The following is a 17788-nucleotide window of genomic DNA, read 5'->3' as shown; positions in this document are numbered from 1 at the left end:
CAGCACTCCTCCGAACACTTGCGAGTGGGCTTGCTTTGCTCGGGCTTGGCGTCGCCGCGCCGGCTGACGCCGAAGACAAGTCGCTGAAGGACCAGTTGGCCGAATTCACCGCGGACCTCAGCATACCCACATCGCCTGCCGCCACCCATGTCGGCCTAAGCGCGGACAGCGTGCTGATGCCCAAGAATCGGCGCGAGTTCGAAGCTGGGGTGTCCGGGCTCTTCAATGGCACCGGCAAACCTAACGGCGCGGTCGAGTTCACGCCGTACTACATCGTCCGCGGTGGCAAGTTGAGCTTCCGCGAGTACCGGAGCAACTCGTGGTTCCGGGCCCTCACCAAGACGACGCTGGGCCTGGCATCCGGCAAACGTAAGGTCGACGAAGCGGAGATTACGGCCACAGGACTGTCGCTGTCCGTTGTGTTGGCTGACCTCGGCGACCCGGCGTATTCCTACGGTCTCCAGCAGTGCATCAACCGCGTCCAGGCCGGCATGTTGGAGCGAGCCCGCTCAAAGCCGCTTCCGGACGGCGGCGTCCCGATCCCAGCCGACGGCTCAACCAGCGACTTCGCCCCCGAGGATGAACTTCAGGACGACTTGGCAGCCAAGGAGTACAAGGCGTGCTTGGCGGCGCGCGAGCCGCAACTGTGGAACCGGTCACGTCTTGCAGTCGGAGTGATGACGGGCCGGGGCCGCGAGTCGGACGGCGAGCAGCGGCGGTTGCAATTCGGCACTGGGTGGTGGCTCTCAGCGCAATATGGGTTCGAAGGGCTAGCGGCGCTGCGGCGCACGCTGGGCTCTGACAGCGGCTTCTACGATTGCATTACGCCAGGCCCGCAAGGATGCAGCGAGCAGCACACCGCGTCGCGCTGGGAGCGAGGCGCAATGCTGACTGTGCACGCGCGGCGGGTCAGCGGCGCATCAAAGCTCGATCTATCAGCGGGGGGCGAGCTTGCAGAGGAGACTCAGACGCTACTGGGTGCACGTCTTACCTACGGGTCCGCGCGTCGGGCCCTGTTCTTGGAAACCTCGCGCACTTCAGCCCGAAGTGAAGGAACTAGCTCCCACCGCGATCAACACGCAGTAGGGCTCAGCTTTAGGGTGTCTGAGAATTTGTGGATCAACGCGGTGACCGGACGGCGGAAAGAATTCTCTGACGGCCGCATGGAGCATGTCACCAACCTCAACCTTCAGTATGGAGCGGCTTCCGAGCCGCTTGTGCCCATCCGATGAAGGAGGTGTTCTTCTCCATAGGGACCTTCCTTGCGCTGGCGATACCTGCTATCGCCGCTGAGCCGACGCGCGACCACGTGCTAAAAGACGTCGACAGGCGCGCGGCGCAGGCAGAAAGAAGGTGCGGCCCCGAGGACAACACCTGCAAGTGGGACATAAGGTTGAAGGCCTCCATGCAAAAGGCCGCAAGAACCGACCGATTCGTGGAGCAATACGTTGCGACGGTGAAGAAGTCCTTGCCGGAACAGCGCCATGCGTCCTTCGATCTGCTGCAGACAAGTTGGAGACGCTTTGTTGGGCATGCTTGCAAACAACGCGCCTCTATGGTCCTGCGCAAGCATGAGAACTCGCCGCAGGTTGAGTTCAACGAATGCAAGGTCGAGTATCAGCAGACGCGCCTGAAGGAAGCCCGGCACCTAAGAGACAAGGCTGTCCCGCCAGCGATTCCCGCCTCGGCAGCATCGGCCGTTGGGTGATTCTTCCTGCCGATGAAGATCACCGAACTGACCATCCGCCATCTGCCGCCGCGGGGATCCACCGATTTGCGGGGTTACAGAACGAGCAGCTGACGCGGAAAGTCAGGAGTCGCGATTTCGAACCTGTCAAAACTGTGCGGAGGGTCGCGTCATGAAGACAAGCTCGCTTGTCATTGCAGTTGCGGTCGGCACCGTTGCCTTGTCTGCACCTGTCCAAGCCAGGGTGTTGAGTGGTTTTGAACAGGGGCTGGGCGACTGGGGCTACATGGGTGACGTATCCATCCAGACCTCGACGATTGGTCTGGATCCAACGCAGGGCCCCAACATGGCGTTCATCTCGACCATGTGCGACCGCCTCAATCCTCCGCTAGAAGGCGCCCCGGCCGGTCGCTCTTGGCCATGCGACACCACGACCAATGAGCACCCCTACTCAGGTGTGTCGAGCCCAGACGTTTCCTTCTCCCGTGAGTTTCTGGGCTTGCCAACTGACCGAAGGAGCTTCCTGGAATCGATGCCCCCGATTCCCTACTGGACAGCAGCCGGCGTAGGAGAGAGCGGCGCGATCAGGACGAGTTTCTACGCGCCCCAGGCCGGCGAACTCACTTTCGACTGGGACAAGATTGGGGTAGACGATACGGCCTACTTTTCGCTTTGGTCCGACGATGGAACGTACCGTCAGAATGATTGGTTCTACTACTACGAATCGTTTTCCGGATCGTTCATGACAAGTGGCGTCGACCTCTGTTCGCGCTACTACACGGAAGGGCTAGAGGGCGGCTATTGCGGGGGAATGAACCTCGAGACGGGCTGGCACAGCAGGTCAATCTCGGTTCCCGGGCCCGGGTTGTACTGGATCGGCTTCGCGCTTTCAGAGCGCCTCGAGGGGACCGTTCCAAGTGTTCTGGCCCTGGATAACGTTCGATTCAGCGTGGCTGCTCCAGTGCCGGAGGCCGCGACCTACTCAATGTGGGGACTTGGACTGGTGATGGCCATCGTTGTCCGCCATCGCCGCCGCAAGTGCAATCCTGCCCTTGGGGCCGCATGACCATCTGCGCTCAGCTCTTCCAGAACGCCGTCGTTGCGTTCACAGGCTCACGGCGGCTCAGCCGAGCATCGACAGCCGAACGTCGGGCGCCAATAGTCACAGCGAGACGTCGCATTCATGAGGCTCAGGCGCACCGGCGCGGACCAGCGAGTGTTGGCCTACAGCCAGTGCGCAAGGCTTGCGCGGGTGCGCAAGGTTGATCAACGAACAGCGCCCGCGCTGAATGCGTGATCGAAGGGAAATCTTGGTCAGTACCGCAGGCCGCTGCAAGTTGCGCTGTTGTAGTCCGGTAGTCCGCGCAACCCCAATGCTAGGCATCGCAGAGGCCACGACAGACACTTAGGAGGACACCATGAACAGGGCTCGTTCGCTTGTGCTCACAGTGTTTCCTGCTGCCATTCCTTCAGCCGCTCTCTCTCAGGAGTACTTTGGCAAGTTCTTGGACGAGCTCCGCGGCGTCTTCAACGTTGAAGCAAAGCCTCGACCAACGTTTAGGTTGCAGAACGACTTCAGATTTGACGACCCAAATGGCCTGCAATGGGTAGCGCCAGCACAAACAGAAGTGGATGGTGCGGCAATCCCTCAGTTCTTTTGGTCGTTCATTGGGGGACCATTCGAAGGCGAGTACATAAACGCGTCTGTCATTCACGACAACTACTGTCGAACGAAGGCGAGAACCGCGCATGACACACATAGGTTTGGCCCTGCTCTTCGATGAGTACCCCCCGACGGGTGAGCAGCTTCATGATGCGGGTGATGATCTTGTGCAGCACCGCCTGCAGCTTTTCGTCGCTATGCGCGGGCACCTCGCCAAACACGGGCTCGCCTTCGGCACCGCGCCTGTACACGCCGTCCATCACCAGGCAGTTCAGGTGGATGTTGAGGTTGGCCACCGCCGAGCCAAGGCGCTGGATCAACGTGACCGCGCCGCTGGGGCTTCGTCGGCCTCGAGACCGGTCCGCCCGAAGGCGCAACGGGATCGGCGGCGACGGCACCCACTGGCGCACCGGCACGTGGGGAAGGTCCACCAGGTTCGCCGCCGTCTGTGCCACGCGCCGGGCGCCGCATGACTGGCAGAACCCGCGGCGCTTGCAACTGAAGGCGACCAGCTTGTCGTGCCAGCAGTCACCGCAGCGAAGCCTCAGAAAGCCGTGCGCCAGGATGCCGCATTCGAGGAAGGCGTCGAACTCGGCAATGGGTCATGAAGCGCGTGGCCACGACAAGGCACTCAACTGCAACGGCCGTGATGTGATCTCGTGCCTTTCGGGCCGACATTGGCGCCCACGCGTAGCTTGTCGGTCAGTGCAATATGGGTAGCGCGGCGCCGGATCGTCTCCCCATCGCGATGGACGATTCGATGCTGCTCAACGCCGGCTGATGTCGAGCAGCCGGGCGTCGGTGATCGAGATGCCGGGGCCGGTGACGACGGCGAAGAACACGGTCTGGCTCGTCATGATGTCGATCTCCTGCCGGTCGACCTTGCCGTCCTGGATCATGACGAGCGCGCCATCGCCGAGCGCGCGCTGCCATTCGGCGAACGCCTTGGGATCGTCGGCCTGGGGGTTGCGGACGCGCACGACACCGCCGATGCCGCTGCCATGGGCGTCGATCCAGCGATACTCGCCGGCCGCGCCGAAGGCGTGGCTGTAGCCGCACTCGTTCACCATCCGCGCGCTGCTGAAGAAGTCGTGCTCGCCGACGACAGCGAAGGCCGCGGTAGTGCGCCCGGCGCCGCTCCACAGCACCAGGTCACCTGTGTTGATCCGGACTTCCCGTCGGTCGACGTCGAAGCCACGCGTGGCATCCTTCACCAGCACGTCGTGCTGCGTCATCTCTCGCCCCTTCTCTTCGTCGACGACGACGCGGAACGGATATTCGGCCGCGAGCGCATGGCCGTGGCCGGGCACGACGACGTACTCGTACACGCCGGGCCGCATGAAGCGCTGTGCGAAGCAACTCGCCCGGCCGATCGCGCGGCTGTCGAGCACGTTGAGTCCGATGGCGCGCGAGGGCGTGTTGGATTCGGGCTCGCAGCAGCCGGGCTTGGCGGAGATGCGCGAGGAAGCGGGTTCAAGCATTTGTTGCTCCTTCAGGCGGAGATGTCGGCGGTGATGACAAGTTCGTCCTCGTCGCTGGTGCGCACTTCGGCAGCGATGGCGTCGATCGTGACGGTGACGCGCGGATCGACGGGCCCCTCGATCGGCAGCACTTCGAAGACTTGCGGAACCTCATGGATCGGGATCCGCAGGCCGCTGACGAACGGGGTGAGAATCGGGCCAAGCAGACCCGTCACACCGGCAATGCCGATCGCGAGCAGGATCGCGTTGACCGCGATCGCCAGGAAGGGCCCGATGAACGGGATCGGCGCGAGGACCAGAGCTGCGGCCGCGCCGATCGCGAGCAGCAGCGCTCCCGTCGCGAGTCCGAACCGCAAGCTCGGCAGGCCGACGATCTGGGCTTCGACCTTCCACACGCCGCTGTTCAGCGTTGCCAGCAGGCGGAAGTCGCCATCGGCCTCGACGAAGTCGCTGAACGAGACGGGGATCGCGATGGTCGGCCAGTCGATGCAGATGCGCGGCGTGCACACCCGACCGACGCAGGGGATGCGGACGCAGACTTGCGGCAGGCAGAAGTCGGGCAGGATCGTGCTCAGGTCGAAGCCGAAGCTGAAGTTGAGCGTGAAGTTCACGCGTACATCGCGCAGGCCGATGATGTCGGGCGCCCGCAGGTCGACATCGCCGCTCACCAGCGTCGCGCTCACGCCATACGTGACGACGAACGGGCCGAGGCTGCTCGATCCGCTGGCCGACTGCGGCGGGATCGCTCCGATCGCGGTGTCGATCAGGCTGTTGGCGCTGGTTTCGTCCACCGCTGCAATGATTTCGGGCATGGCTGCTCTCCCGGAGTACGTGGGATCAGAGGGTTCCGCGTGCCTTGATCTGATCGTCTTCGATCACTGGGCCGACGGTTAGCGCGAGCGGGAACGCGTCGGCCCGGAGCGCGCTGAGCGGCAGGCGTATGCCGGCCAGCACGGCTTGCAGGATCATGAACAGCAAGCACTCGAGGAAACTCTCAAGCTCGGCCGGCTGGATGTCCACGATCTCGACCGCGTCGACGGCAAAGGCAATCGCATCCTCGCCGGTCGTCGTGACGACCTGCTCCAGGTGCCCGATCGCGAAGACACGGACACGGAAACAGGTGAGCTCGGCGATCGGATGCGGCCGGTCGTCGCGCGGCGGCTCGTTGGGGTTGTCCTTGCCGCGCGGCGGGCGCGGCGGCTTGGGATCGATGCGGATCTTGCGGCACTCGATGCAGAGCTCCGCCTCGGTTTGGAGGCTGAACTGGCCGGGGCCGAGCGCCAGCTCGGGGGGCAGGGGATGGCTTTGCTTGAACAGGTCGATTGTCGGAATGCCGAGCCGCAATCGCCACTCGATGCCGCCGGCCAAGCCCGGAAAGGCAATCGCGTCCATCTGGGTTTCGGCAACGGTCGTGATGGGCGTGAAGGCCGGCGAACCGTAGTTCAGGTAGCGGGGCCGCGCCCTGCAGAAGGCGGCCACGAAGTCGTTGATCGCGGTCTCGTGCACGCTGGCAAAGACCGCTTGCGATTCGGTCAGGCTCATGAGCACCTCCTACGAACGGATGGGGGGACAGGCAAGCCCATTGTGTGTGCCCGCCATTGCGGGCGCCTCATGCGCATTGAGGACGAGCCCGCGCCTCAGGCGTCCGCCGGATCGCTGAGCTGGCGCGGCGCAAGGGGGAGAACGGCGTCTAGGCCCTAAGGCCTGCGGTCGCATGCTTCGACTCGCACCGCGGCGTACAAGCTGAGTCCGTCGATGTCGGCGCACCGGGGCTGGCTCGCTACGGTTTCACGTGGCATCGCACCTCGTAGAGTCAACATCTTCAGCCCGGCGCGAGGGCCGAAGGCGATGCGGTATGTACACGCTGCGGCCTGGAGCGGCCTGAGCGCGCGGGCCTCGTCCGAATCAGCATCGTTGTCGGCCATGTAGGTCGAACCCTCCTCTTCGACCCACACCCCCCTGCGGGTGACAGCGTCATCATGCGTGTGATGATCTTGTGCAACACCGTCTGCCGCGCTGCGTCGGTCGGCGCAGGTACTTCGACGAATGCCGGCGCGCCGTCGGTGCCGCGCCGGTACACGCCGTCCAGCACCACGCAGTGGAGGTGAATGTTGAGATTGGCCGCAGATCCAAATCGTTGAATCAGCGTGACCGCGCCGCTGTCGGCCTCGTCTGTCCGGCGCCTCAATCGCGCGGAGTTCTGCCTGCCGATGGGTGCCCTCCGCTGCTGGGCCAACTTCGGGGGCCTCGGTGTGGGTCCGAACGGCTGCTTCGGGGCGCCGAGATCAGCACAGCGGATGTCTCTTCAGGGTCGCCAGCGCAAGTTCAGAACGAAGAGAAGCAGTCGGCCGCGGCGCTGAGGGCTACGCTGTAGGCCCACGACCGCTGTAGCTCGTACTGCTGACCTTCGTTCCGTGCGCGGTCGCTAGTCTCAGCGACTGCTTGATAGCGGCCAGCGTCAGTCCGGCCTTCGCGCCCGAGCGACCGAGAACGCTGCACAGCGGCACTTGGTAGTCGGGATGCGGCTGGCGCCTTCAGCAGGCGCTGCAGGATTGAACGTCGTAGCCCGGTGTAAATTCCGGTGTAAAAGTTGGTCCGACAGGCGCGTTTTCGGGCGGTCCGTGGCGGTCGCTCCCCTCGTAAACCACTGTGGCCGATGTCTGTCACTTGGGTTCACACGGCAGGGGTCGCAGGTTCGAACCCTGCACCGCCCACCAAAACAGAAAGCCAGCAAGTCGTCGAACTTGCTGGCTTTTTTGTTTCTCCTTCGGGAGCCGCCTTATTGGTCGAACGACTGGTGCAAGTCGAACGCCAGTTCCGCCGAGGCGGTCTGCGGCCGCAGCAAGGCTTCGAACTTCCATTGAGCCACTGCCGCGAGCGCGGCCGGGTTCAGCCGCGGATTGCTGCTTCTGATCACCTCGGGCTGGTTCACGCTGCCGTCGAGCTGCACCTCGAAGCGGACCGTCACTGCGCCTTTCTTCTGGCGCCGCACGATGGCGACCGGGAAGTCAGGGTCCACCTGATGAACCAGGATCAGCGGCTGCTCCTGTTCGGGCGCGGCTGCCTGTGCCGTGGTGGCCGCAGGGCCGTCCGAAGTGTCTGGGCGGGCCTCGGCCGTGAGCGGGCGAGTCGCAGTCGCCGGCACATCGGCAGGCGGGGCTGATGCTGCACCCGGCGGCTTTGGCGCCGAAGCGGCAGCAGAGGACGGCGCGGCGGACAACCGGGCCACGGGTGAGGCCGAGGGTCCGGTCGTCCGCGATGGAGCTTCCGCGTTCGCAGTCTGCTGGCGTGCTGCAGCAGCCGTTGGAGCTGCTGCCTTGCCAGGAGGAGGGTTCGCGGTGCGCCTTGCCGCTGCTGCCGCCGCCGGCTCTGCAGCGGCCTGCCCGGCCCGTTTGGGCAACTGTCCGTTGATCAAGATCCGCCGGAAGACCTTGTCGCCTTCGAGGCGCGCTCGCTCGGCGGCTTCGGCGAACCTGGGGTCCGTCGAAGGGTCGGACTGGGCGGCGGCCGGCTGCAGGCCGCCGGCGCCCAGGAGCAGCGCGCAGTACAGCATGCACGGCACGCGAGACGGAGCGGCAAAACGCGATGGACCCATGCTGGCTCTGGAGGATCGATGGACAAGAGGCCGATCCGGGGATGTCGGCCTCCCGGCTGCTCGTCAGAAGAACTTGTAGTCCAGGGCCAGGCGCAGCGTGCGGCCTTGGACGTCCTCGACCGGTGGCGTCTGGTCGCCCGCGTAGTAGAACGCCTTGCGATCGAACGGCGTGGCCCGGTTGAACAGGTTCGTCACGTACGCGCCGAGGGTCACGTTGCGAATGCCGCTGTAGGCGACGAAGTAGTCGGTCCGAACGTAGGAGCCCACCCGGCACTCGGCGGCTGACAAGGTGAAGTTGTCGGCGCAGCCTTGCGTCGTCCAGACGGCGTCAGAGGCGTCGTCCTGCAGCTTGGTGCCGCTGCGGTAGGTCAGCTTCAGTCCGTTGACGAAGGCACCGCTGGTCAGCGCACCGCTCAGGTTCGCGCTCCAGCGCGAGAAGCCGTACTGGCCGGCCAGGTTGTCTCCATACCCGGCAGTGCTGGTGTAGCGCTGGAAGCGGTGGAGCCACGTGCCGAGCAGGTTCAGCTCCAGGCTGCCGATCGGCGTGCCGATGCGTGTCTTCGCTCCGATGTCGATGCCGTCGGTGCGTGTGCGCGTCGTGTTCTCGAACTGCCGCATGACACCGGTCAGCGCGCCGGCCGTGATGCCGTACTGCTGCTGCAGCTGCGCCGAGGTGAACGTGGGGTCGTTGTCGAGCGAGTCGCGGTTGATCGTCGCGCCGGGGGCGATCTGGCCGGTCCCGTTCACGATGTCCGAGACGCTGCGCAGCCCGATCTCGTTCTTGCGCTGCAGATTCCAGTAGTCCAGGGTGAAGCTTGTGTCGTGCAGCGGCTCGAACAGCAGGCCCAGCGAGTAGCCACGCGACACTTCCGGCTTCAGGGCCGGGTTGTGCCGGGACACGCCCACCACATTGGCCGCGCACTCGTTGCTCACCGCCTGGTCGGCGGTCGCCCGCAGCTCGGCCCTCTGGGGGTCGGACGCCGGGAGGCTCTCCGCCTGGGCTCTCAGGTCGTTCGCATAGGCCTGTGCGCCGGGGCAGCGAAGGGGATCGGTCGCACCCTCGAACGCCGTCCGCGTGGAGGGCGCTGCCTCGGTCAGGTTGGGAGCGCGGAACCCGCTCTCGGCGGTGGCACGCAGCAGCAGGTCCTTGGTGGGCTGGAAGCGCAGGCCGACCTTGGGCGAGAGGTGCGCGCCGAAGCCGGGGAACTTGTCGACGCGGGTGGCCAGCTGGCTCTCCAGGTTTTGCGTCACCGGCAGGATGAGCTCGCCGAACACCGCGCCGTAAGTGCGGGCACCGTCGGTCTCGCCTGCCCCGTAGGCCACGATGTCACCGCTCAGGATGTTGCTGGTGGACGCGATGACCGACCTCTCATGGCGCAGGTCGTAGCCGGTCGCGAAGCTGATCGGCCCCGCCGGAAGGTCACCCAGCTGACCGGAGATCCTGCCGTCGACCGCGACCTGGGTCAGCTTGCCGCGAGAGCCAAGCAGCGGAAACAGGGCGTTCAGCACTTCGGGGCTGTTCTGCTGGCCGATGCGATAGCCGCCCGGCTGGTTGAAGAAGTTCGGATCGACGGGCGAAGCCGGATCGCTCAGGTTGGTGGTGCCCCCGATCATCCGGCTGAAGCCGCTGCGGCTGTAGCTCGTGCCGCGATCCTGCAGGTCGGTGGTCGAGCGTGCGAAGGTCAGGGCCGTTTCCCAGTCGTAGCCGTTGGTGTTGCCGCGCAGGCCCGTGACCAGGCGGTAGTTCTGGCTCCTGGTGTCCTGCTTCGGGTTGACATCGGCGAAGCGGTAGGTGAGCACCGCGTCCTCGCCGGTATCGTTCAGCGGGTGGGTGGCAGGCAGCGCGAAGGAGTGGAAGGAGTCCAGTTGGGCCGTGCTGGGGTTGGCCCAGAGCAGTGGCCGGTCCGCGCTCGAGTAGGTCGGCCGATCGAGCCTGTAGGTGGTCTTCGTGCGGGTGCCGATGAAGTCCCCGAACGCGGTGACGTCCGCCGTGACGGCGGCCTTGAACGACACCAGCAGGCTGGTGCGATCGGCGGACGGCTGGGCTTCCATGTCCTTGTATCGGTCGTACCAGCACAGGCCGTCGCTCATCTGGCTGGCATCGCACCCGGCCACTGCATGCCAGTTGCTGCCGTCGAGCCGGCTGAGGTTGCCCGGCGAGCTGTAGACCGAAAGCTGGTCCTGACCCTGAGGCAGGCGCCCACGCCAACGTTCCGGGGCGTGATCGATCACCTCGCGCCACGTGACCCCTTCGCGGTGGTAGTGCTCCAGCGACGCGGTCAGGTTGAAACCGTCGGATTGCATGTTGCCCACGCCGGCCGCGGCGTGAAGGCCGGTTTCTCCGAACGAGCGGCTGTTCAAGGACTTCTGCGTGTCGGCGCCGAGTTCGAAGCCCTGGTAGTCCTCGCGGGTGATCACGTTGATCACGCCGGCCACGGCGTCCGAGCCGTAGATGGCGGAGGCGCCGTTCTTCAGTATCTCGATCCGCTCGATGGCATTCAGCGGCAGCGCATCCACGTTCGTGAAGTAGTCCTGGAAGTCCACGAGCGCGAACGGTGCGACGCGGCGACCGTTGAGCAGCACGAGGGTCGATTGCTTGCCCATGTGGCGCAGCGAGGCGGAAGATGCACCGCTGGCAAACGAATTCCCGCCGGTCTTGTCGTTCAGGGAATCGGTGGTCCAGGGCAGCGACTTCAGCAGGTCCACCACCGTCGAGGCACCGGAGCGTTCGATGTCGGAGCGGCGGATGATCGTGACCGGATCGGAAGTCTCGACGTCGATGCGCTTGATGTTCGAGCCGGTGACCAGCACGCGCTGCAGCTCGGTGGGCTGGTTCGGTTCTTCTTCGGCGGCAACCGCCGGCAGGACAGTTGCCAGGGCGGCGACAGCCGCAGCGATGCGAGTCTTTCGATGGAAGTTCATAGGGTTCCTAGCTTGAACGGGGCCGCCTGTACAGGCCGTCCGCGAAGGGGCGAACGATGAGCCATCCGAAGCTGGAAGTCCCGACCGACTTCTGGCGAAACCACTGCGGTTCGGCGGGGGGCTGTCGCAGAGGAAATAGTGTGCTCGAACGCACAGGCGTGGATGAGCCGCGACCATGCTGAACGCGATGCTCCGGCGAGTCCCCGGTTCATTCGATGGCCTTCTTGGAGAGCAACGCTGCCAGCCAAGCCAGCCAGGTGAACACGAGCAGGTGCCGGCGGGCGGCAAGTTCACCGCACCGTGCCACGAGTTGTTGCAGGCACCCGCCGAAACGCGCATGCTGCCCGCTCCTTTCGAAGCGGAGGTCCCCTGGCAATGCCTGTCCGCCTGCAGTTGTTCGGCACCCCGCAGGTCGACGTCGATGCCGCCGTCGACCACGGCGCAGGCACGCCGCTCGCGCTGCCTTTCGAGCGCCGCCATCAGGTCCTGGTGTTCCTGGCGCTGAAGGGCGGCTGGGTCGCGCGTGCCGACGTGGCGGCGATGCTGTGGCCCGACCAGCCCGGCAAGCTCGCCTCGTCGAACCTTCGCAAGGCACTGTTCCGCTTGCAGGAGCTGCCCTGGGGGCGATGTGTCGAATCGCAGGGCCATGCCATGCGGGTGGTCGATGCAACGACCGATGTGGCCGAGTTCGAGACGGCCCTGCGCGAGCAGCGGCTCGCCCAAGCCCTGCGCCTGCGCCGCGGGGAGTTGCTGGCCGGCTTCGAAGACGATGCCAGCGAAGCCTGGACCAGCTGGCTGGGCTTCGAGCGCGATCGCCTGCGCACCGCCTGGCGGGCCGCGGCGCTGTCCCAACTGGCCGCCGAGGGCGAAGCCGCCGAAGCGGTGGAGCTGTCTGCTCGCCTGCTCGAGGTCGACCCGCTCGACGAGGCGGCCCTGCAGGCGCACATGCACTGGCTGGCTCGCAGCGGCCAGGGCACGCGGGCGCGGCAGGCTTATGCGGCCTTTGCGCAGCGGCTCCAGCAGGAGCTGGGTCTGGCGCCGGATGCGGCGCTCAAGTCGCTGCACGACGCGCTGGGCGCGGCCGCCACCCCGGTCGTTCAACCGCCCGGCCTCGCGCCGGCCCCGGCGGAAGACCATGCCTTCGTCGGCCGCTCCGTCGAGTTGCGCCACATCGCCTCGCAGCTCGCGCAGGACGGCTGCCGCCTGCTCAGCCTCATCGGCCCCGGCGGCGTGGGCAAGACCCGCCTGGCCCGGCGCGCGTTGCAGGACGTCGCGCCTGCCTTCGCCGATGGCGTGGCCTTCGTCGCACTCGAAGGCACGGCTTCTGCGGGCGAGCTGGGCGGGCGCCTCGCCCGCGACCTGGGCCAGCGCCTCTCCGGCAGCGCACAACCGCTGGAGCAGGTGAGCGCCTTCCTGCGCGAGCGGCAGATGCTGCTGGTGCTCGACAACTTCGAACAGCTCGTCCCCGATGCCGTGCCGCAGCTGGCTGCGCTGCTGCAGCAGTGCCCCGGGCTCAAGCTTCTCGTCACCACACGGGTGCGCCTCGCGCTGCCGGCCGAATGGCTGCTGCCGGTCGAAGGCCTGCCGTGCCCGGAGCAGGAAGACGAAGACCGCCTCGAAGCTTTCGATGCGGCACGCCTCTTCGTGAACGCGGCGCGGCAGGTCGAGCCCGGCCTCGTGCCGGCAGCCGAGGCGGCGGCCATCGTCGACATCTGCCGGCAGGTCGGCGGCCTTCCTTTGGCGCTGGAGCTGGCGGCGGCGTGGACACGGGTGCTCTCATGCGCGTCCATCGCCGACGAGCTGCGCCAGGGCGTCGAGCTGCTGCAGGCGCCCGACGCGGCGCAGGCCGAGCGCCATGCCAGCATCGAGATGGTGTTCGAGCAGTCATGGCGGCTGCTCACGCCGCTCGAACGCGAGGTGCTGGCGCGGCTGTCGGTGTTTCGCGGCGGCTTCACCGCCGAGGCCGCCCGGGCCGTGGCATCGGCCTCCTTGCCGGTGCTGCGGGCCCTGGCCGACAAGTCGCTGCTGCGCAAGGAAGCATCACGCCTGTTCCTGCACCCGCTGGTGCAGCAGTTGGCCGGGCAGCGGCTGCAGGCCCAGCCCGATGCGCACGAGGCAGCCGAGTCCGCGCATGCGTTGCACTTCCATCGCCTGCTGGCGCAGCAGCTCGCTGCCATCGAGCGGGCCGACCGCGAGGCGCTGAAGCAGGTGGACACCGAGTTCGACAACCTGCGCGCCGCCTGGGGCTGGGCGGTGGCGCGGCGGCAGTTCGAGCTGCTCACCCGCAGCGCGATGGCGCTGCTGCAGTACTGCGACCATCGCGGCCGCCTGGGCGAGGGCCTTGCGCTCCTGCGAGCCGCCTCCGAGGCCGACCCGTCCCGCATCGAGCCGCTGTTGTGGAGCGCAGCGGCGCATTGCGAATACCGGCTGGACCGCTACCCCGAGGCGCAGGCGAGCGCGCGGCGGGCGCTGGCCGCGTCGAGGCGCTTGTCGCGCGACCGCGATGCGCGGCTGCAGTCCTTCAAGGTGCTGGGCGCCTGCTGCCTGCGCCTGGGCCGCCATGACGAGGCGCGGCAGCACTACCAGCAGGCGCTGGAGGAGTCGCCGCCCGGCCAGTACCCGCGCGACGCGGCTGCGCTGCTCGACAACCTGGCCCTGGTCGAGAAGGGCGTCGGGCGCTTCGACGAGTCGCTGAAGATGTCGATGCAGTCGCTGGTGCAGCACCGGCAGCTGGGCGACGCGGCCGGCGAGGCGCTGTGCCTCAACAACCTCGGCGCGCTGCAGGTGGACCTGGGCGACCATGCAGCCGGCATCGTGAACCTCAAGGCGGCCCTGGTGCTGTGCGAGCGGCACGGCCTGGTCGCCACCAAGGGGCTGGTGCTGGCCAACCTGACCGAACTCGCCGTGAAGGATGGCGACGTCGAGGCCGCGCAGCGGCACGGCAGGCAGGCGCTCGAGGTGGCACAGGCCATCGGCAACCGCGCCATCGAGTCCTGGCTGCGCATGCTGCTGGTGAGCACCGCCTTGCAACAGGGCCAACGCGAAGAGGCGCGGGCGCAGTTGCGCACGGCGCTCGAAATGGCCCTGGCCATCGGGCGGCCGGCACTGCAGCTGGCCGGCCTGGTGGCCTTTGCCGAACTGCTGGTGCACCAGGGCGACGCCGATTGCGCGCACGCCGTGCTGGCGCTGGCCGAAGCCCAGCCCGCCATCAACGCCCACCAGCGGCAGGACATCCGCGAGAGGCGTCAACGGTGGGGTCTGCCGGGTGACGCCACGGTGCGGCTGGCGGCTGCGGCGACGCTGGCGGAGCTGGTGCATCGCATCGCGGTCGAGAGCGATGTGGCCCACGGGCCGCTGATGGCGTGGCTGCGCGGCGTGCCACAGCCGGCTGCAAAAGGCGGCTGAATACCCTGGGAGGAACGCTCGCGGAACGCCCCCCCGCGCACAGTCCGCTGCCTCGGACCTACCCATCCAGGAGCAGCGATGACCCCCACACCGACCCGACAGCCCGCCACCGTGGTGCTGCTGCACTCGAGCGCCAGTTCTGCCCGGCAGTGGCAGGCGCTGGTGCAGCAGCTGCAGCCGCACATGCACTGCCTGCCCGTCGAGCTGCACGGCCACGGCGCGCAGGGCAACTGGCCGGGCCACCGGTCGCTGTCGCTGGCCGACGAGGCGGCGCTGGTGGCAGCCGAGCTCGGGCGCGAAGCCGGCAGCGTGCACGTGGTGGGCCATTCCTACGGCGCCGCCGTGGCGCTCAAGCTCGCCGCCCAGTATCCCGGGCGGGTGCGCAGCGTGGTGGCCTACGAGCCGGTGCTGTTCCGGCTGCTCCAGGGTGACCTGCACAGCCGCCGCGAAGCCGAGGAAGCGCTCGCGCTCGGGGAGGGCGTGCGCAGCCGCCTGGCCGATGGCCGTGCCCATGCGGCGGCCCAGCACTTCATGAGCTACTGGGCCGGCGCCGACGCGTGGCAGGCCCTTCCGCAGCCCCGGCGCGAGGCGGCCGCGCTGCGCATGCCGTGTGTCGCGTCGCACTTCGATGCGCTGTATGCCGAGCCGATGGGCCTGAAGCAACTGGCGCAGCTGCGCCTGCCGATGCTGTTTGCCACCGGCTCGCGCACCACCGCGGTGGCCCGGCGCATCGGCGAGCTGCTGCGCATGGGCCTGCCGACGGCACGCCATGAAGTGCTGCATGGCCTGGGCCACATGGGACCCATCACCCATGCCGCCCAGTTCAACCCGCTGGTCGTGCAGTTCCTGCTCGGCCACGCAGCCTGCCAACCCACCTCCCAACCGAACCCCCAGGCCGCAGGTGCAGTCGCGGCCGCCACCCTCGTCTGATCGACGACACCCACCGAGAGAGAGAAATCACCATGAATCAGGTACTCGAAAGCCGCCCGGCCCAACCCGACCTCGCCGCCATCAAGCAGCGGCAGCAGGCCACCTGGGCCAGCGGCGACTTCGCCGTGGTCGGCACCACCTTGCAGATCGTCGGCGAGTCGCTGGCCGAGGCGGCCGACGTGCGGGCCGGCGAACGCGTGCTCGACGTGGCGGCCGGCAACGGCAACGCCACGCTGGCCGCGGCCCGCCGCTTCGCGCTGGTCACCTCCACCGACTATGTGCCGGCCCTGCTCGACAAGGGCCGCGAACGGGCCCGCGCCGAAGGCCTGCCGGTGCAGTTCCAGGTGGCCGATGCCGAGGCGCTGCCGTTCGAAGACGGCCTGTTCGATGCTGCGCTGTCCACCTATGGCGTGATGTTCACCGCCGACCACCCGCGCGCCGCGAACGAGCTGCTGCGCGTGGTGCGCCCGGGCGGCCGCATCGGCCTGGCCAACTGGACGCCCGAGGGCTTCATCGGCCGGCTCTTCAAGGTGATCGGTGCGCACCTGCCGCCGCCTGCCGGGTTGAAGTCGCCCGCACTGTGGGGCACCGAGGCCTACCTCGACGCGCTGTTCGGCGCACAGGCCGCCGGCATGCAGGTGCAGCGCCGCCACTTCAACTTCCGCTACGGCAGCGCTGCGCACTGGGTGCAGGTGTTCCGCGACTACTACGGCCCCACCCACAAGGCCTTTGCCGCGCTCGACACGGCCGGCCAACAGGCGCTGGAGCGCGACATCGTGGCCCTGCTCCACGAGATGAACACCGCCGGCGAGGACTCCCTGGTGGTGCCCGGTGAATACCTCGAAGTGGTGATCACGCGGCGCTGAGTGGCCGCGGCGACGCCTCCCCTCCCTGACGAAAGAACCTGAAAGACCGAACCCATGCAGACCCAACGCATCCTCTTCGCCTCGGCCGTGCTGGCCGCGGCCCTGCCGGCGGCCCATGCCGACGCCGTGACCGACTGGAACGTCAAGGCCGGCGAGATCATTGTCGAGGCCAAGCTCGGCACGCCGCCCGCCGTGCGCGCCATGGCCATCGTGCAGACGGCCGTGCTGGAGGCGGTGAATGCCGCCGGCGCGCGCGCCTCGCTCGATGCGGCGGTGGCCGCTGCCAACCGCGCCACGCTGAGCCAGCTGCTGCCGGCGCAGCAGGCCTCCATCGACGCGGCCTACCAGGCCGCCCTCGCAGCGATGGCCGAGAGCCCGGCCCGGGCCGCCGGCATCGCGGCCGGCGAACGCGCCGCCGCCACAGTGCTCAAGGCACGTGCCGACGACGGCGCCGCCACGCCCGAGTCGTATCGCCCGCAGACCATGGCGGCGAGCTATGTGCCCACGGTCACGCCCGCCGCTTCGCAATGGCCGCAACGCAAGCCCTGGCTCATGGCCCATGCGGCGCAGTTCCGGCCGGCGCCGCCGCCGGCCCTCACCAGCGACACCTGGGCGCGCGACTACAACGAGATCAAGGCCCTGGGCTCGAAGAACAGCACGCGCCGCACGGCCGAGCAGACCGAGATCGCGCGGTTCTGGGAATACTCGCTGCCGCCCATCTACACCGGCGTGCTGCGTTCGGTGGCGCTGCAGCCGGGGCGCGACGCGGCCCGCAATGCGCGCCTGTATGCCGCGGCCGCGCAGGCGATGGACGACGCGCTGATCAGCGTGTTCGACGCCAAGTACCACTACAACTTCTGGCGCCCGGTGACGGCCATCCGCAATGGCGATGCCGACGGCCATGACGGCACGGCGCGCGACGCGAGCTGGGCGCCGATGATCGACAACCCGATGCACCCTGAATACCCGAGCGGCCACTCCGTCCTGGCCGGCGCCGTGGCTGCCGTGCTGAAGGCTGACGTGGGCCATGCCGCGATGCCGGAGCTGTCCACCGCGAGCCCGACTGCCAAGGGCGCCACGCGGCGCTGGAGCCAGGTCGAGGACTTCGTGCGCGAGGTGTCGGATGCGCGGGTCTACGAAGGCGTGCACTACCGCTTCTCGGTCGACGCCGGCGCGGCGATGGGCCAACGCATCGGCGCGCTGGCCGCAGAGCGCCACCTGCAGCCGTTCTGACGCTGC

General features: G+C 67.5%; 15 protein-coding genes. 8 read left to right on the top strand and 7 right to left on the bottom strand.

Annotation, left to right across the window (positions count from 1 at the left end; genetic code table 11):
* Positions 1 to 95: 95 nt before the first annotated feature.
* The 4 genes from E8D38_RS19015 to E8D38_RS29505 all read left to right on the top strand — a co-directional run bounded on the left by E8D38_RS19015 (position 96) and on the right by E8D38_RS29505 (position 3471).
* Entirely contained in the window at positions 96 to 1232 is a 1137-nt protein-coding gene (locus E8D38_RS19015) for a hypothetical protein (protein ID WP_140634422.1), read from the top strand.
* Positions 1229 to 1708 (top strand): hypothetical protein, encoded by a 480-nt coding sequence (locus E8D38_RS19010; protein ID WP_140634420.1) that lies wholly within the window; start codon positions 1229 to 1231, stop codon positions 1706 to 1708. The genes E8D38_RS19015 and E8D38_RS19010 overlap by 4 nt, the downstream gene beginning before the upstream one ends.
* Positions 1709 to 1859: 151 nt before the next feature.
* Positions 1860 to 2753, top strand: a complete 894-nt coding sequence (locus tag E8D38_RS19005; RefSeq protein WP_140634418.1) for a hypothetical protein — start codon at positions 1860 to 1862, stop codon at positions 2751 to 2753.
* 352 nt (positions 2754 to 3105) lie between these two features.
* Complete coding sequence (locus tag E8D38_RS29505) at positions 3106 to 3471, top strand: DUF1353 domain-containing protein (protein WP_140634416.1); 366 nt, start codon at positions 3106 to 3108, stop codon at positions 3469 to 3471.
* Here E8D38_RS29505 and E8D38_RS29500 read toward each other — a convergent pair.
* From E8D38_RS29500 to E8D38_RS18965, 7 genes are all read right to left on the bottom strand, one after another.
* Positions 3395 to 3949 carry a transposase zinc-binding domain-containing protein gene (locus E8D38_RS29500; RefSeq protein WP_425462794.1) on the bottom strand — a complete coding sequence of 185 codons (555 nt, stop codon included), beginning with the start codon at positions 3947 to 3949 and terminating at the stop codon, positions 3395 to 3397. The two genes, E8D38_RS29505 and E8D38_RS29500, sit on opposite strands and share 77 nt — an antisense overlap.
* 168 nt (positions 3950 to 4117) lie before the next feature.
* Positions 4118 to 4741: a hypothetical protein gene (locus tag E8D38_RS18990; RefSeq protein WP_140634412.1), complete on the bottom strand. Its 624-nt coding sequence runs from the start codon at positions 4739 to 4741 to the stop codon at positions 4118 to 4120.
* Between the two features lie 101 nt (positions 4742 to 4842).
* A complete protein-coding gene (locus E8D38_RS18985; protein WP_140634410.1) occupies positions 4843 to 5643 on the bottom strand; it encodes a hypothetical protein in 801 nt (266 codons plus the stop codon).
* Between the two features lie 25 nt (positions 5644 to 5668).
* A complete protein-coding gene (locus E8D38_RS18980) occupies positions 5669 to 6373 on the bottom strand; it encodes a hypothetical protein (protein ID WP_140634408.1) in 705 nt (234 codons plus the stop codon).
* A 280-nt stretch (positions 6374 to 6653) separates the two neighbouring features.
* On the bottom strand, positions 6654 to 7019 hold the full coding sequence (locus tag E8D38_RS18975; RefSeq protein WP_219851795.1) for a transposase: 366 nt from the start codon (positions 7017 to 7019) through the stop codon (positions 6654 to 6656).
* A gap of 591 nt (positions 7020 to 7610) precedes the next feature.
* Entirely contained in the window at positions 7611 to 8384 is a 774-nt protein-coding gene (locus E8D38_RS18970; protein WP_181179245.1) for an energy transducer TonB, read from the bottom strand.
* A gap of 105 nt (positions 8385 to 8489) precedes the next feature.
* Positions 8490 to 11786: a TonB-dependent receptor domain-containing protein gene (locus tag E8D38_RS18965; RefSeq protein WP_181179243.1), complete on the bottom strand. Its 3297-nt coding sequence runs from the start codon at positions 11784 to 11786 to the stop codon at positions 8490 to 8492.
* Here E8D38_RS18965 and E8D38_RS18960 point away from each other — a divergent pair.
* The 4 genes from E8D38_RS18960 to E8D38_RS18945 all read left to right on the top strand — a co-directional run bounded on the left by E8D38_RS18960 (position 11724) and on the right by E8D38_RS18945 (position 17782).
* Positions 11724 to 14753, top strand: coding sequence for an ATP-binding protein (locus tag E8D38_RS18960; RefSeq protein ID WP_140634400.1), 3030 nt, complete (start codon positions 11724 to 11726; stop codon positions 14751 to 14753). The genes E8D38_RS18965 and E8D38_RS18960 overlap by 63 nt on opposite strands.
* Before the next feature lie 78 nt (positions 14754 to 14831).
* Positions 14832 to 15683: an alpha/beta fold hydrolase gene (locus E8D38_RS18955; RefSeq protein ID WP_140634398.1), complete on the top strand. Its 852-nt coding sequence runs from the start codon at positions 14832 to 14834 to the stop codon at positions 15681 to 15683.
* A 32-nt stretch (positions 15684 to 15715) separates the two neighbouring features.
* The gene (locus E8D38_RS18950; RefSeq protein ID WP_140634396.1) at positions 15716 to 16549 is read left to right on the top strand and encodes a class I SAM-dependent methyltransferase; all 834 of its coding nucleotides are present in this window, start codon (positions 15716 to 15718) and stop codon (positions 16547 to 16549) included.
* A 54-nt stretch (positions 16550 to 16603) separates the two neighbouring features.
* On the top strand, positions 16604 to 17782 hold the full coding sequence (locus E8D38_RS18945) for a vanadium-dependent haloperoxidase (protein WP_140634394.1): 1179 nt from the start codon (positions 16604 to 16606) through the stop codon (positions 17780 to 17782).
* The last annotated feature ends 6 nt before the right edge of the window (positions 17783 to 17788 follow it).

This window comes from Methylibium rhizosphaerae, from assembly GCF_006386545.1.
In the GTDB taxonomy this organism is placed as follows: Bacteria; Pseudomonadota; Gammaproteobacteria; order Burkholderiales; family Burkholderiaceae_C; genus Pseudorivibacter; species Pseudorivibacter rhizosphaerae.
This window is presented reverse-complemented; position numbering and strand designations above follow the sequence as displayed.